At 44.5% G+C, this 16,900-nt stretch carries 7 protein-coding genes, 2 pseudogenes and 1 riboswitch; of the genes and pseudogenes, 7 read left to right on the forward strand and 2 right to left on the reverse strand.

The features are described 5' to 3' along the window. Positions 1–132 precede the first annotated feature (132 nt). The 7 genes and pseudogenes from DXA15_RS22240 to DXA15_RS22260 all read left to right on the forward strand — a co-directional run bounded on the left by DXA15_RS22240 (position 133) and on the right by DXA15_RS22260 (position 12,045). Positions 133–3,579, forward strand: a complete 3,447-nt coding sequence (locus tag DXA15_RS22240) for a SusC/RagA family TonB-linked outer membrane protein (protein WP_128135473.1) — start codon at positions 133–135, stop codon at positions 3,577–3,579. 37 nt (positions 3,580–3,616) lie between these two features. After that, positions 3,617–4,534 (forward strand): SusD/RagB family nutrient-binding outer membrane lipoprotein, encoded by a 918-nt coding sequence (locus DXA15_RS27740; protein ID WP_255419999.1) that lies wholly within the window; start codon positions 3,617–3,619, stop codon positions 4,532–4,534. A gap of 5 nt (positions 4,535–4,539) precedes the next feature. Then, entirely contained in the window at positions 4,540–5,337 is a 798-nt protein-coding gene (locus tag DXA15_RS27745) for a SusD/RagB family nutrient-binding outer membrane lipoprotein (RefSeq protein WP_255420000.1), read from the forward strand. A gap of 488 nt (positions 5,338–5,825) precedes the next feature. After that, a pseudogene (locus DXA15_RS22250) lies at positions 5,826–8,824 on the forward strand (tetratricopeptide repeat protein). Between the two features lie 9 nt (positions 8,825–8,833). Continuing rightward, a complete protein-coding gene (locus tag DXA15_RS27240) occupies positions 8,834–9,502 on the forward strand; it encodes a hypothetical protein (RefSeq protein ID WP_233567540.1) in 669 nt (222 codons plus the stop codon). 77 nt (positions 9,503–9,579) lie between these two features. After that, positions 9,580–10,626, forward strand: coding sequence for a TonB-dependent receptor (locus tag DXA15_RS27245; protein WP_233567541.1), 1,047 nt, complete (start codon positions 9,580–9,582; stop codon positions 10,624–10,626). Between the two features lie 87 nt (positions 10,627–10,713). Continuing rightward, complete coding sequence (locus DXA15_RS22260; RefSeq protein ID WP_128135474.1) at positions 10,714–12,045, forward strand: MATE family efflux transporter; 1,332 nt, start codon at positions 10,714–10,716, stop codon at positions 12,043–12,045. A gap of 465 nt (positions 12,046–12,510) precedes the next feature. On the opposite strand, the gene DXA15_RS22265 is transcribed toward DXA15_RS22260, so the two are convergent. Beyond that, positions 12,511–14,034: an Ig-like domain-containing protein gene (locus tag DXA15_RS22265; protein ID WP_128135475.1), complete on the reverse strand. Its 1,524-nt coding sequence runs from the start codon at positions 14,032–14,034 to the stop codon at positions 12,511–12,513. Between the two features lie 24 nt (positions 14,035–14,058). Then, a pseudogene (locus DXA15_RS22270) lies at positions 14,059–16,418 on the reverse strand (carboxypeptidase-like regulatory domain-containing protein). A 130-nt stretch (positions 16,419–16,548) separates the two neighbouring features. Further along, a riboswitch (cobalamin riboswitch) is annotated at positions 16,549–16,752 on the reverse strand. Between the last annotated feature and the right edge of the window lie 148 nt (positions 16,753–16,900).

Here is a 16,900-nt window from a genome sequence, read left to right on the forward strand (position 1 = left end):
TATTGATAATTATAGTCTTTTTATTCTTGTTCCAACATAGTTCTTTTAGAACTAAGATCAAAAACATCAATAAACGTCAAATCTAAAGCAACTCCACTAACACTAGTATTATTATAAATAAACTCATTAATTATGTTGAAACACTTCAAACCTGTCAGCTTAATTCTTGTCGCAGGAGCAATAACACTTCCTACAAGTGTATATGCCAATTCAGCGCCAGAAAAGCAAGAAACCGCTATTACCCAACAAAGTGGTAAAGTAAGCGGTGTTGTAGAAGATGATTTCGGACCTGTGGCCGGAGCATCAGTTGTGATCAAAGGATCCACTAACGGTAGTATTACCGATATGGATGGTAAGTTCAACTTGGAAGGAGTAAAAAACGGAGACGTTATCCAGATTTCTTTTATCGGCTATGCCACTCAAGAAATCACTTACACGGGACAAGCTTCGTTGAACGTCAAACTTGCTGAAGACACTCAAAAATTGGACGAAGTGGTGGTTACGGCTTTGGGTATCAAGAAAGATGCCAAGAAATTAGGTTATGCTGTAAGTAACGTTTCTTCTGAAGAATTAACCAGAACCGGTGGTTCTAACATTGCTACCGGACTTTATGGTAAAGCTACCGGTGTACGTATTCAAGCGGCTCCCGGTGGTGGCACATCTGCTGTTTCTATCTCCGTTCGTGGTCTTTCTTCTATTACCGGTAACACTCAGCCGTTAATTATCATGGATGGTGTTCCTCTTCACAACGGTAATACAAACAACGATGGCTACTGGGGTAACCAACGTATCAACTCCAATGGTATGGTGGATATCAATCCCGAAGATATTGAAAACATCTCCATCCTGAAAGGTGCTGCCGCTTCTGCCCTCTACGGTTCGGAAGCTGCCAACGGTGTTGTGATGATTACTACCAAAAAGGCCAAAGCCGGTTCAGGTACACAGATCGACTTTAGCGCAAACGTAAGTTTCGACAAAGTGGCTTATATGCCTGATATACAAAAAGAATATGGGCCTGGTTATGATAACTCACAATTAGGTAACAGCAGTTTAGAGGCCCTAACCGGTTTTCGTCAGTCACGTGTAGACCGCAACGGTAACGCAATTACAACTCCAAACCGTGAAACTTATTATTCATGGGGTGCCAAATACGATCCAAGCAAGATGGTTACTTACTTTGACGGTACACAGCGTGCATTTGAACCGATCGACCATAACCAGTGGGCTGATATCTTCCGTACCGGTGTAAACCAGACTTACAACCTGTCGTTGACCAACAGTACTGAGAAAAACAATGTACGTTTCTCATACACCTACAACGATGTGAAGGCGATGCAACTCAACTCCAACAACCATAAGCACAACTTCAACCTGAACGGTACATTCAATGTGACCAATACCATCAAGTTGAACTATACGGCTACATATCAGAACCAGTACATCAAAAACCGTCCGTACCGTATCAGTCGTTTGACTAACAATTTCGGTGGTATGTTCGGAGGTTTTACCGATGTGGCTTACATACGCGATCATACGGTGACAAGTCTCGGTTACCAAAACAGCATCTCTGCTTATAATAGTGGAACAAGCGATACATTAACTCCGGATGAACAATTCCTTTACACCCCAATGGGTTCTACCTCATTAATGAGTGAATATTTCTGGAACATCATGGGAAAAGAACAGCTGGAAGAACACCAACGCTTCATCGGTTCTGTTAACCCGACTTGGGAAATCATCCCCGGATTGACTTTGAGCGGACGTGCAGCTGCCGACTTGACAGTTGATAAGATTGAAAACAAAAACCGTGCAGAAAACGCACATATTTTCTCTACCAACGGTCAGTATAGCGACTCTTATGGATTGAACAACAGCCGCTACCAGATTGTGTACAGCGATGTGATGTTAATGTTCGACAAAACATTCAATGAACTTCATAACATAACAGCCAACTTGGGTTGGACAGCTCGTCAGGAATCTTATTACAAATCGGATGTTAGCACCAGCCAAGGTCTGACACAAGAAAACTGGTTCCACCTGAATGCCTCTGTCGGTACAAAGAATGCAAGTATGGATAAACAAGACCTGCTTAAGACAGGTGCCTTCCTGACTGCCAGCTATGGCTACAACGGATGGGGATTCTTAGAGGGTTCTATCCGTCAGGAAAAGACTTCTACTTTGAAGAAAGGCAACAACTCATTCTGGTATCCTTCTGCAAGTGCCAGTGTGCTCTATACAGAGTTATTAAAAGATCAAATGCCGACTTGGTGGAACTATGGAAAGGTTCGTGCCTCTTACGGTATTGTGGGTAATGCTCCTGAACTTTATCGTGCTGTTTTGGCATTCAAACAAGGATCATTACTGAGAGGATCGACATATAACTACAACTATATAGATACAAGCATCGGTAATGAAAGTATCAAACCGGAAACCAAATATGAATTTGAGATCGGTTTGGAAAACAAATTCTTCAATAACCGTTTAGGCATGGAGTTCAACTTCTATAGCAATACTATCAAAGACCAGATTCTTCAAACAACCAGTGCCGCTTCTATGGGTGCACAAAGCATGTTGATGAACGTCGGTGAGTTAAGCAACAAGGGTGTTGAATTTAGCGTATACGGTACTCCTATCGAAAACAAAGATTGGAAGTGGGATTTGCGTGCCAACGTGGCTTGGAACAAAAATACAGTCAATAAACTGGCTGACGGTCTGGATGTTCTTAATCATATAAGTGGTGGTGTAGACGGTGGTGCAGCCTCGCTTGAATCGCACGTAGGCGAATCTATGGGTGACTGGTACACCTATACTTGGAAGACGGACGAAAATGGTAACTATATCGTTGGCAGCAACGGTCTGTACATCACCGACACATCCGAACGTCACAAAGTAGGTAACGCCATGCCGAAAGTAACCGGAGGTTTTGGAACAAGTTTAAGCTACAAAAACTTCACATTGGATATGGCTTTCGACTTCCGTTTTGGTGGCGATGTATTGAATGCTCCTTGGCAGTACATGATGTGTGTAGGTAATATCACCGATGCCGTTGGCGTTCGCGATCATTCTACCGGAGGCTTATACTATTATAGCGATGCTGAAACAATGGACGATAAAGGTGCCATCCACGTTGTCAGCCCAAGCGAAGTAGGCAACTATCAACGAGGCGAAACAATGATAAACGGTCACTATGTTTGGGACAATGGTTTGATTCTGCCAGGTGTAAAAGAAGACGGCACTCCGAATGACATCGTTGTTACCCAAATGGAAGCGAACATCAATATGTATGGCTGGGGAACAGGTGCAAGCATGAGTTATCAGGATGCCATCCAGAAGAACAGCTACATCAAATGTCGTGAAATCAGCTTAGGATATACATTGCCGACAGACTTGACTAAAAAGTTTGCTTGCAATAACCTGATGGTTTCAGCTTTCGTACGCAACCCGTTCTATGTATATCGTACATTAAAATTGTTCGACTCTGAAGCGACAGACGGTACCAACTGGATCTATCAAGCACAATTAGGCGGTTCTACAGCCAGTGCCCGTACATTCGGTTTTTCCGTTCGTGCCAACTTCTAATTTACAACTTATTAAATCAGATTAAAAAGAAGAATTTATGAAAAAGATATTTTCATTGTTAGCAGGAGGAATCGCACTGGTATCGCTTGCTTCTTCATGCGCCGATTCAGCGTATGATGATAAGTATGCAGATCCTTCTCAAACAACAACAGTAGGTGTTCCTCAAGTATTCACCGGCGTAATGTACAAAGGAAATACATGGATGAACCCGATTTACTACCGTCACTGGATACAGTCTACTACATCCGGTCTCTTTTCCGGAGTTATCGGTACAACCAATTCACGCGCTCGTTTTATGGGATCCGGTGAAGGTCGTTACGATGACCGTTGGAAGAATTTTTATGATATGTTAACTCAACAACGTCTGTTGGAACAGACTTACGAGAACCTTTCCGAAACGGAAAAGCCCTCAAACATTATATTTTATTATTTGGGTAGAACATTGGTAGAATCACAATTACATGAAATGTTGTCTCTGTTCGGTGATGTTCCTTACAATGGTGCCGGTACACTTTGGAAAGATGGTGAATACAATGCTGCCAAAGAACAATGTGTTTATGAGGACGATGCAGCACTTTATAAACAGATCCTTGTCGACCTGAAAGAAGTGGGTGACTATTTTGCCAGTGGCAATGTAAATACAATCGGTCTTAATTCATTAAGTCGTCAAGACTACACTATCGCAGCAGGTGATGCTACAATATGGCAAAAATATGTCAACTCACTCCGCTTGCGTATTGCCCTTCATTTGTCTACTGCCGGTGATTGCACAGCAGAAGCCCATGCTGCCATTGCTGAAATCCTGAACAATCCAAGCCAGTACCCATTGATCGACAACAATACGGAAAACATGGGTGTGACAGCCAATACCCAGAGAGATGAATTCAACTTCGGTAAAAGTCTCTCGCAGGCTCTTCGTTCAAGTGGTATGTCTGCTTGTTCACAGACTATCTAGATGCTATGAACCTGCCGGCAAACGGTACTCCTGATGAAAATACCGACCCACGTCTGGAAGTTATGTACGATTGTAATCCCGACGGTCAATACATCGCTTATGATGTTATGATGACTGAAGCAGAAATTACAAGCTTAACAGACGAAAAACAGAAAGAGTACGTAGCAAGGGGCATGTCACAAGCCAACTATTTCTGTGTAATCGATACAATCGCTGCTGCCGGTTGGGCAGAATATCAAGGTAATGAAAACATATTCGGCTTATGGTTAAGCGCTGCCGAAGTAAGCCTTAGCAAAGCGGAAGCTTACTTGATGGGATATGGCGTAGCTGCTGATGCCAACAAAGCGAAAGCCAATTTCGTAGAAGGCGTGAAACAGTCTATCGAATATTATTGGGATATGAAAGAAACAAGCACGCTTCATAAAAATGGCAACGATAGTTACAGAGGATTCCGTCCATTAGTCAGACCAACAGACGAAGCTATCACAGCCTATGTTGAAAGCATTTGGAAACCGACACAGGAAGCTATCTGTACACAATTATGGCTGAACTTCGGTTTCTTGGACAAGCTAAGTGCTTGGAACGTGGTACGTCGTACCGGTTATCCAGTTGTTGAATTTGCTACTGATAACCAGGTAACAGGTTTCCCAACACCTCCCAACCGTTTGCCTTATCCAAACGATGAGTTGACTTATAATAGCGAAAACTGCCAAGCAGCTATCGCTAAGAACTACGAAGAGCCAAGTGGTTATTACACAAATCTCTTTTGGGCTAAGAAAACTTATTACAAGATGGTACGATAAAACAAGAACAAAAAATACTCCACATAATTATATAAAACATAATTGATGGTAAAAGTGGAAACCGAAACCGCCCCGAAGTGATTCGCGGCGGTTTTATTTTTATGATCCTTCCCACTCACTAAGTGCAAAACGCCCCCTCCAACCAAAAATGTGTTCACGGAAAACCGGTTAAATATACACAAATATCCTTATCGATTTTAACACAAAAATTGCCGTTTTACCTCCGTATTAGCTCCAGTGAAGCTCCACTTAACCTCCACTCCCTAGGATTGGTGTTAAAATGGAGGAAAAACTTTAACAAAACGGACCTTCAAGGGCGGTTTATGTTAACGCAATTTTAACACGTTTTTTTCAGGTGCTGTTATAAGGAGTGTAGGGATATTCTCCTTTTTTAGCAAGCAAGCATATAAATCGGTGTTTTTTATGTAAGTTTGCAACTTAGAACTAACAGAGACTGTTTATTATCTGTATATTAAAGCGAAGGAGCGATGAAAAGAATACTTATTCCACTGTGCCTGGTGGTAGGAAGTCATGTGGCTAGCGGGCAACGGTCGTACCAGTTTGAGGCACCGGACCGTTTGTTCATAGAAGGTAAAGAATTGTTTAGTTTAAAGAACTATCCGGGTTGTATCGATAAGTTGGAAGCCTACAAACAGCATTCGAAAGATGCCGACCTGATCCAGGAAGCTGACTATATGATCGTATATGCAGCTTATGAACAGGGACGTCCCAATGCCGACGAACTATTGAAAGATTATCTGGAAGATTATCCGGCTTCACGCCATAGCGATGAAGTGAATTTCCTGATCGGTTCCATTCATTTCGAACGCGGGGAATACCAGAAAGCTATTTTCTGGTTCAACGAATCGGATATAGACATGCTCAGTCCGGAGCAACAGGAGGCTTACAGCTTCCGGCTGGCCTATTCATTATTGCAGACCGGTGAGATGGATAAGGCACGCGGATATTTTTCGCGGATACAGCAAATCGGTACCAAGTACCGTGAAGCGTCCACCTATTATGTGGCCTATATCGATTATGCAACCGGCAAATACAATAACGCGCTGGTAGAGTTCAGTCGCCTGAAAGAGATGCCGGATTACCGCGAGCAATCCTTGTACTATATTACACAGATCTATTTCATACAGAATAAATATGAAAAGGTAGTGAGCGAAGGGGAAGAACTTCTCTCCTCCTATCCGAACAGCAAGAATAACAGCGAAGTGTACCGTATCCTAGGTAATTCCTATTACCATTTGGGCAACCAGGACAAGGCGATCAACATGTTGAGCAAATATGTATCGTCGACCGACAGTCCGTTAAGAGGAGATTTGTACATTCTGGGTGTTTGCTACTTCAATAAAGGGAATTACAGCAGTGCTGTAAACGCCTTGTCGCAGACAGTACGTGAAAACGACGCACTCTCGCAGAATGCCTACCTTTATCTCGGACAATCTTACCTGAAGCTGAAAGACAAGAACAATGCCCGTATGGCTTTCGAGGCTGCGGCAACCTCTTCATTCGACAAACAGATTCAGGAAGTAGCCATGTTCAATTATGCATTGCTGATCCATGAAACGGCCTTTACCGGATTCGGCGAATCGGTTACGATCTTCGAAGATTTCCTGAATGATTTCCCGAACTCTCAATATGCCGACAAAGTAAACGACTACCTGGTGGAAGTCTACCTGACAACCAAGAACTACCAGGCAGCCCTCAACTCTATCAATAAGATCAACCACCCGAGCACCAAGATACTGGAAGCCAAACAGGACATTCTGTTCCAGCTGGGAACACAGGCTTTCACCAACATGAAACTGGATGAAGCAGTCGACCTGTTCTCGAAAGCCATCAACCTGGGTTCTTATAATATGGAATCGCGCAATGACGCTTATTTCTGGCGCGGCGAATCCTATTACCGCAAAGGAGATTACCGCCAGGCTATTTCAGACTACCGTACTTATCTGAACAACACCCGCCAGCGGAATACAGATATGTACGCACTGGCCCATTATAACCTGGGATATTGTTATTTCAAACTAAAAGAATACGGAGAGGCACAAAACCGTTTCCGCCAGTATATCAACCTGGAAAACAACCAGGATGCACCGGCACTGGCAGATGCTTACAACCGTATCGGCGACTGCCTGTACCAGAATCGCCAGTTCGCACAGGCTGAAGAAAACTATACACGTGCCGCCCAATTGCAACCGTCTGCCGGCGACTATTCCGTTTACCAGAAAGGCTTCCTGCTGGGCTTGCAGAAAGATTACCGGGGTAAGATCAGCGCGATGGACCGTCTGCTCCGCGATTATCCGGAATCACAATATGTGGACGATGCTTTGTTCGAAAAAGGACGTTCTTATGTATTGCTTGAAAACAGCTCACAAGCTGCACAGGCTTTCGAGACATTGATACAGCAATTCCCGCAAAGCAGCCTGGCCCGTAAAGCCGGTATCCAGTTAGGATTGCTTTACTTCAATGACAACCAACCGGAAAAAGCGGCTACAGCCTATAAGCAAGTGATCAGCAATTATCCGGGTAGCGAAGAAGCCAGAGTGGCTTTACAAGACTTAAAGTCGGTTTACATTGATCTGAACGACATCAATTCGTACGCCAACTACGTCAACTCACTGGGTGGAAATGTCCGTCTGGAAGTCAGCGAACAGGATTCGCTTACCTATATTGCCGCTGAGAAACTCTTCAACCGTGGCAACAACGAAGAAGCACGCCGCAGCCTGATCAACTATTTGCAGACCTTCCCCGAAGGCGCTTTCAGTTCGAATGCGAACTATTATCTGGGAAGCATCGCCTTTAGCAAGAAAGAATACGACGAAGCACTTCAGCGTTTCAAATCGGTTATCGAGAGCGGAGATACCAAATTCCTTGAAGAATCGGTGGCCCGCACGGCAGAAATGCAATACCTCACTCAAGATTTCCCTGCTGCATTGGAGAGCTTCAAGCGCTTACAGATCATAGCCGAAAATCCGGAGAACAAGCAAGCTGCCCGTTTAGGCATCATGCGTTGTGCTTTACAGACCGGACAACAGGAAGAAGCCCAACTGGCAGCCAATGAATTGCTGAAAGATCCGAAACTGTCACCCGAAGTGGAAGCCGAAGCCCGTTATATCCGTGCTAAAGCCTACATCGACCACAAACAGCCGGCTAAAGCCGTCGAAGACTGAAAGTGCTCAGCAAAGACACCCGTACGGTACACGGTGCCGAAGCAAAATACCTGCTGGCCCAGTACTTCTACGATACCAACGACGATAAGAATGCGGAAAAGATCCTGGAAGACTTCGCCAAGAACGGCACGCCTCACCAGTACTGGTTGGCACGCGGTTTCATCCTTTGGGCTGATATTTATATCCGCCAGGGCGACGATCTTCAGGCACGTGCTTATCTGAACAACCTGAAGAACAACTATAAGGGTGATGACGAAATCGCCGCTATGATTGAGGACAGATTAGGTAAACTAAAGCAATAATAGAATACAATGAAGACTATATATAATGTAAAAGCGCTGTGTGTCGTAGCCTTGCTTGGGACTACCGCCACAATGAGTGCACAGGAAGATACTTCGAAGAAACAGAATCTGGACCGGGAGATGACGCTCGAACGCGAGTACGACCCGACGGTACAGGATGCAAGCAAAGTGAACACCCTTCCGGTCATCAAGGAACCGGAAGTAAAGAAAATGCCGATCGACTATGCCAATTTCACGGTTGCAGCCGACCCGGCAAAAGAGATCAGCCTGCTTCCTTCAGGTAATATCATGACAGATATTCAATACAACAAGCGCCGCGGTTATTTCAACTTCGGCGGCGGTACCTATCTGAACCTGAACGGTGACCTGGGATACCATATCCTCAGCACGGACAAGGATCAATTGAATATCTGGTTCTCGCACCGTTCCACCAACGGCAAGGTGAAATACTTGCAGTTTGACGAAAAGGTGAAAGCGAAACTGAATGACAATATGGGAGGTTTGAACTTTAAGCACAACTTCGATAAATTATTTTTGAAGATGGGCCTTAAGTATGGTTATTCAGGATTCAATTATTATGGATTTCCGATCTATATTGATCCTGCTTCAAGTGCGCTGCCTGATCCCGTTAGCGATGTCGAGACAATCAGGTTGCCCAAACAATTAAAGCGAATGTAGGTGTTGAATCGAAAGCAGATGCTCCGGTTGGTTATCTGCTGAATTTAGATTATACCAATTTCTCCTATAAATATGGAATGGGAAAACCGTATGATGGCACCACAGAAGGAACCTTCACTCTTGATTTCGGTTTGAATGCCTCATTCGGTGGCAATCAGCGGGTCGGATTGGACGGAAACTTCCAGTACTTCAATTACAGTCTTCCTAAAGAACTGGAGATAACAGAAGGTGAAAAAGTCGGATATGGTACTTATTTCGATAATTTCGCTACCGCCACCTTAAGCCCTTATTATAAAGTGGAAGGCGACAACTGGCACATTAAGCTGGGAGTAAATGCCATGTTCTTCAGCGGAGAATACAAAAAGGCAATGGTTTCACCCAATATTTCTGCAGACGTTGAAGTGGCAGACAAAACAGTGTTATACCTGAATGCCAATGGGAAATTGCAATCAAACAGCATGTATGACCTGTTCCGGACAAACCGTTATTCGTCTCCCATATCAAGAATAACTCCTTCCCGTAACTGGCTGGATGGTATTTTAGGTATAAAAAGCGGAGTAGCACCAGGTTTCTGGTTTGATGTTTTCGGAGGATATAAGATCACCAACAATAATTACTTCTTTGTTCCCGTATTCAATAATGAAAACGATGCTTTCGGTAATTTCAGTGCTCCCCTGAATAATGTTAATACCAATCAACTCTTTATCGGGGCTAATCTGAAGTACAGCTACCAGCAATTATTTGAAATTTCATTGAAAGGAGTTTATAATAACTGGGATGCAAAACTGAATGATAACTGGGAAAACGAAGCGGACAAAAAAATAAAGGCTTTCGGTATGCCTGAAATGGAAATAACTGCCGGTGTAACCGTTCGCCCCCTCAAAAACCTGTCAGCTTCATTGGATTACTACCTGGCAACAGGACGTGAAACCTGCGTCTCTTTAGGACAAGACCTGAAGATGGACAACATCAACGAACTGAACCTCACCGGAGCATACAACTTCAACGATACCTTCGGACTGTATTTGAAACTGAACAACGTACTGTTCCAGAAATACGAACTTTACTACGGTTATCCGTTGCAGAAGTTCAGTGCGATGATCGGAGTGAACATCAATTTCTAATCAGATAAAGAAACATAGATCAGAAGGAGAATCCAATATCGGGTTCTCCTTTTTTATTCCTACTTTTGCACCCAAATAAGACAGAACATGCAAGGAACAAAAAAACTGACACAAGGCCCTATCAAACGGCAACTATTTAATCTGGCATTGCCGATCATGGGTACTTCTTTTATTCAAATGGCTTACAGCATCACCGATATGGCCTGGGTTGGACGCCTGGGCAGTGAAGCCGTTGCGGCTATCGGAGCTGTCGGCATCCTTACCTGGATGACCAATTCGATCTCTCTATTGAATAAAGTCGGTTCGGAAGTAAGTGTGGGGCAAAGTATAGGTGCACGGAATGAAGAAGATGCACGGAATTATTCATCCCACAACCTCACCATTGCCCTGATCATCTCTGTTTGCTGGGGATTGCTTCTTTTTGTCTTTGCCCATCCGATCATCGGTGTCTATAAACTGGAAGCTCCTATTGCAGAAAGTGCTGTCGAATATTTACGGATCGTATCGACCGCCTTTCCTTTTATATTCCTCTCGGCAGCCTTCACCGGCATCCATAATGCGGCAGGGCTAAGTAAAATACCGTTTTACATCAGCGGAACGGGACTTATCATTAATATGATACTCGACCCGGTATTCATTTTTGTATTCGATATGGGAACAGCCGGAGCCGCCTGGGCAACCTGGTTATCGCAAGCCACGGTATGTGCCATTTTCGTATATCAGTTAAAATGGAGAAGCAAGTTACTGGGAGGATTCTCCTTCTTCGTCAGACTAAAGAGAAACTATTCACAAAGGATTCTACAACTGGGCCTGCCGGTAGCCATGCTGAATACGCTGTTTGCCATCATCAACATTTTCATGGCACGCACAGCCTCCACTTACGGTGGACATATCGGCCTGATGACACTCACCGCCGGAGGACAGATTGAAGCGATAGCCTGGAACACCTCCCAGGGATTCAACACGGCACTGAGTGCTTTCGTTGCCCAGAACTACGCGGCCTCCGAAAAGAACAGGGTGCTGGAAGCCTATCACACGACATTGAAGATGACGACTGTATTCGGTATTCTGTGTACCTTATTATTCGTCTTTTACGGCAGCGAAGTCTTCTCACTGATCGTACCCCAGAAGGAAGCCTTCGAGGCCGGAGGTATTTTCCTGCGAATAGACGGATACTCGATGTTGTTCATGATGCTGGAGATCACTATGCAGGGCTTGTTCTACGGAACAGGACGGACGGTTCCTCCTGCAATCATCAGCATTACCTTCAACTCGTTGCGTATACCGATGGCTATTGTATTATCAGCCATGGGATTGGGAATTGTCGGTGTATGGTGGGCAATCAGTATCTCCAGCATGCTGAAAGGAATCGTTTCCTTTATCTGGTTCAGGGCCTTACAAAAGAAGATATTGAAGTGAGAAGTTCTATTATACCAACACTATAGTGCTACTACGGCTAACACGGTGTGCTATCTGTTATGACACTACTGTCCTACATTTGAATCTGTAATATACCGGATCGAAGCAACATATACAACTTCAATCTATAGATTTCAGCCTTCAGACGCTTCAACAGATTAGTAATCAAACTGCCGCCCTGAAGGGATGAAATGATAAAAGATGTATACGAAAATCCGGACCAGGACAACCTCCTGCAAAACATAGGACCTTTGACTTCAAAACATATATGTTTTGTAATCAAAGGTCCCTTATTTACAAATCAAAACACCTATACCTTGTAAAACGGATAACTACCCGTTGTCCAACGGGTAACTACTGGCCGGGGCATGGCTGCCTATCGGTCGGAATACAAATCAGCAATGCATCCCTTCAGCCAAATGTTTTGAAATATGGTGGATCACACCGGCTGAAACCTGAAAGAGATCAATCGTTTTCTACTACGCGGATCATATCAAAGTAGAATTCGCCAGCCACTTCCGCTCCTTTTTCTACAGTACCAGTCTTGGTGTCGTAGATGTAGATGATGGCATTGGCATCAGCTTCGGTATTCACGCCAAAATAGGCTTTCTCGTTGAAGAGAACAGAACGCTGAGAAAAACGGCCACCGCTGTAAGCCAACTCCTTACCATTGTAGCTCAAGCGCGTCTTTTCGCCTGTAGCAAGGTCGATGATGGAATAATAGTGGCTATAGCTGTCGATCTTCGTACCTGAAGCATCATGCCGGCCATAAGCCAACGCTTTGTTATTACCCAGATATTGAACAGTCATCAACTTACCGTCTGCATCCTTGTAACCGTTGTATGAAGCATCAAACTCGAATTTTCCAGCATTGATACGCAGTAACATACCTTTTTCCATGTCGCCTTCTTCCGTGAAAGCAGCCAAATAAAGATTACCGGCTTCGTCATACATCACGCAATCTTGCATTAACTCTCCATAAGCACTTCCGGCCATTTCACTGTTGACAGGAGAAACGAGACTCTGCTCAATCTTCATCGTAGCGGGATCGATAACTGCTGTCCGGAACTTCGGTTCATTGGGGGCTCCCACCAGAGTTGAACTTACGATCTTTCCATAATAGAAATAGAATAGTTTATTATCAGCTTCGCGATAAGTCAGGATTCCTGAAGTACTCAGGGTGTTGTATCCTTCCGGAACAGTGATGCTCAATTCGCCTTCAGCAATGATGGACATATCGTCCGCCTTCAGCTTTGTCCAAAGTACTTTTGTCTTGTCTCCATTGGTGGACATGATAACAAGCGTGTTGTCGTCAATCCAGGCGTGAGTATAAGAACGCACCTTATAAGTATTTGTCTTGAACGGGCGTTCTGCTACCGTCACAATTTTGTTATCCTTAATTTGATACTTTACAAAACGGTCATTGTTTGAAGGAATCTGATAGTAATATTTACCCTTCGAGATGCTTTCCATCGAGAAATCGCCCAGTTCAGTTCCTTCTCCTTTGACAGTGATGGTTCCCATATCGGCAGTCAACTTATTGATGCTGTTTACAACAGTTGTATTCTTGCTGCTCATGCCACCATGCTTCCCTACCGTCAGGAACAAATCGAAATGATACTTGCTTTCGTCGAAAGCCGGAGCATCGCTGGACACCGTGACAGCGCAAGTGGCAGTAAAAGCACCATCATCCGTTTTTACGGTGATCGTCGCTGTACCTTCGGCAACAGCAGTGACTACACCTTTATCTACTGTAGCGATCTTATCGTCCGAACTGGTCCATGAAACAGTTGTTACGGTTGCATTTTCCGGGGCGACGGTAGCCGTCAGTGTTCCTGTAGTTCCCGTCTTCAAGGCTAATGTAGTCGGGGAAACTGTGACTGCGGTAACAGGCACGTCTTTTACATCATCGTCATCAGAACAAGCCGTGAATGCAAATGAGATCAGGGCTGTCATGAAGGCTAACAAGGCAAATTTGAACTTCTTCATTTTCTTTTGTTTTTAATATGAATGTTAATTAATAAAGACTCTGAATTTCGCAAGGAAAGCACGTCCGGGCTTTTGCAGCTTATAATTGTCGTAGGCCGTTTCATCGAGGAAGTTGGTACACTCCAATGCGATATTGTAGCGATCATGCTTCCATGAGTAAGTAGCATTGGCATTGCAAATGTGTTGCGAGGGAATACGCGCCTTTGTATCGCGGTTGCCATAGGCTTCCCAGGTCAGAAAATACCAATGTACCCACTGGAACGTACAACCTAACCGCAACTTGCCGCCTTGTTGCCAAAGATTGCGGAACGTATAACTTGCCTCCGCACTGCCGAACAGCCAGGGACGGTTAGGCACATGGTTGTCGTAAGTGGCGGAAGGCTTGCCGTCTTCCTTATACTTTTGCTGGTCGCGGGCATCCTGATAGCTGACATTGGCCATGAGTTGCAACCGTCCGTCCCAGTCGTAGCTGACTTCACCTTCCACTCCTTGATATGGACAGCGGGATCGTTGACATACTGCAACATACCTTCTTTTTCGATAACGGAAGTTTGTATATAGTTGTCCACATAACGCAGAAAACCGTTTGCCTCGTAATAGACGGTATGACGGGCGGCTGGACGCCATGTCCCGAACAAGGCGAGATTGACATTGTTACTCTTCTCCGGCTCTAACGCCACATTGGCATAAACAGTCGTTCCGTTGCCTAACAGTTCCCGGGCAATAGGCAAACGTACACTATGCTCGTATGAAATCTTTACCGCCAACGGGTTGAAGAACGTATAACGCAGTCCGGCTCCGTATCCTAAATAGTTTTTCGTAGTCGAACCTTGTACCTTGTCCGAGCCGGTTACGGTGAATTGATCGGTCTGCCGGATATTGGGATGGTTCACGTAGTCTTTGGCAAAGACTACGTTCTGCATCTTGCCGTCGAAAAGCGATTGGCTGTAAGTCAGTCCGACGATATGTTTGGTTACCGCATCGTTAGACGGCTCGAAACTCTGGTCTAAATCGTCGTAGCGGTCGTTGCCCGTCCGGCTCAGATTATAGTTCAGGTTAAAGCCGTGATGCTCATTCAACTGATAATCCAAATTGGCACGAGCAATAGTCAGCGGACGCTTATAATGACGTATGGAGCGTTCGCCGCCACGGATTTCGTTGCGTTGACTCACGATGTAGCCTCCGTCCCAATAATATTTACGGTAGGCGGTATCAATGGTGATGGAATGATCCCATGTGTGTGACAAGGTCGCCTTCAATGTCATGTTTTCTGTGAGAAAGTTGCGTTTATTGTACCGTGCCGACACATTCCATGCATCCGAATTACGCTCCGCCATGCCATACACCTTGGTCTGTACGGAGCCGGTTTGCAGTTCCTTGTCTGTTTTGGAATAAGATGCCGACACAAAGAATTCGTCCGCCCAAAATTTGCCTACTATTCCTGCTTCTATCTGTGCTAAAAGCGAAAAATAACCGTCATGGAAACGTTTGGGATTGCCATAGATGAATTGGTCGCCAGTCTCGTCACGCATCTGCACATCTTTCATCCGGTAGTCATTTTTCGAATAGTTGATGCCAACGGTAGGACGCACAATCAAGCTTGTGCGTTGTTCCACAAACAGTGCATTCAGGTCGGCACTGTGTGTATGAAAGGAACCAATACTGTAAGATGCATCCAGAAAGTTCTCCTTCTCCGCCTTGGTAATAATGTTGACGGCACCGCCCAATGCATCCGTTCCCAACGAAGCAGGCACTACCCCTTTATAGATCTCCACCCGGTCAATCAGGTTGACAGGCAGATTGGCAAGCGTCACATTACTACCCTTACTGTCCAAAGGCACGCCATCGATGAAATAACGGACAGAATTACCCGATAACCCGTTGATGGAAAGATCAAAATCGGAACCGACTCCTCCTTCTTCCCGGACCTTTATTCCAGTCGTCCGGTTCACTATATCAGTCAGATTCTTCAACGAGTTGATCTGCGATTTTACATCAAGGGCATTTACAGAGAAAGCACCTTCCTTGATCTTCTGTGTTTTCGATTTGCCATACACCTCGACTGTGTTCAGGGTAACGGAATTTTCAGCCATAACGAAATCGAGCGTCTTGTTCCTGCGGATATCGAGAGTTGTTTTTATTGTATTATAGCCCAGTAGGGTAATTATAAGGGTATGTTTTCCTGGTTTCATGCTTAGTGAATAGCGCCCCCGGTCGTCGGTGTATGTCCCTGCCGTCGTATTTTCGATGGCAACAGTAACCGTAGGAAGCGGAGCACCATCTTCTCCCCTCACCTCTCCGGACAGCGTGACCCTGTCTTGCGCCGCCAGACTTACAGGGAACAAACAAATAAACAACAAAAATACATGTATGAAACCTCTCATTCCATCAAAAACATTATATATTAACGACAGGCTTTCGATAAAACTGAACGGAACACATGAACAGCCAGAACTCTCTACAGGATACAACCAAGTCCTTACTTACATGTTTTTCAGCCTTATTCCTCGAAAGCTTAAAACTACTGATTCTGGCAGGTCTTCTGACTTACTCCGTCATTGAACGTCCTTCCCATTCATTGCGAACAGTGGATTGAGTTGTGTTCAACGACTTTGGCGGAGCTTACAGCAGCGGGTCTGTTCAGGATTTTCACCTGATTCCCTTTTCATCACTTTTCCGTAGAACTGGATTTGTGACACCAAAACCGGGGACAAAGGTAAAGATTATTTTTAAACAGTACCCTATTTTTTATAAATGATCCAGGGCAACCGCACCAAAATTTCTATTAAAATATGTTTTGTGGCATAAATCATTAAAATATTTCAAAAAAAGTTGTGTAATTGGGGAATAAAGGTAATCTTGCAGA

Source organism: Parabacteroides sp. AM58-2XD (assembly GCF_003463685.1).
GTDB lineage: Bacteria > Bacteroidota > Bacteroidia > Bacteroidales > Tannerellaceae > Parabacteroides > Parabacteroides segnis.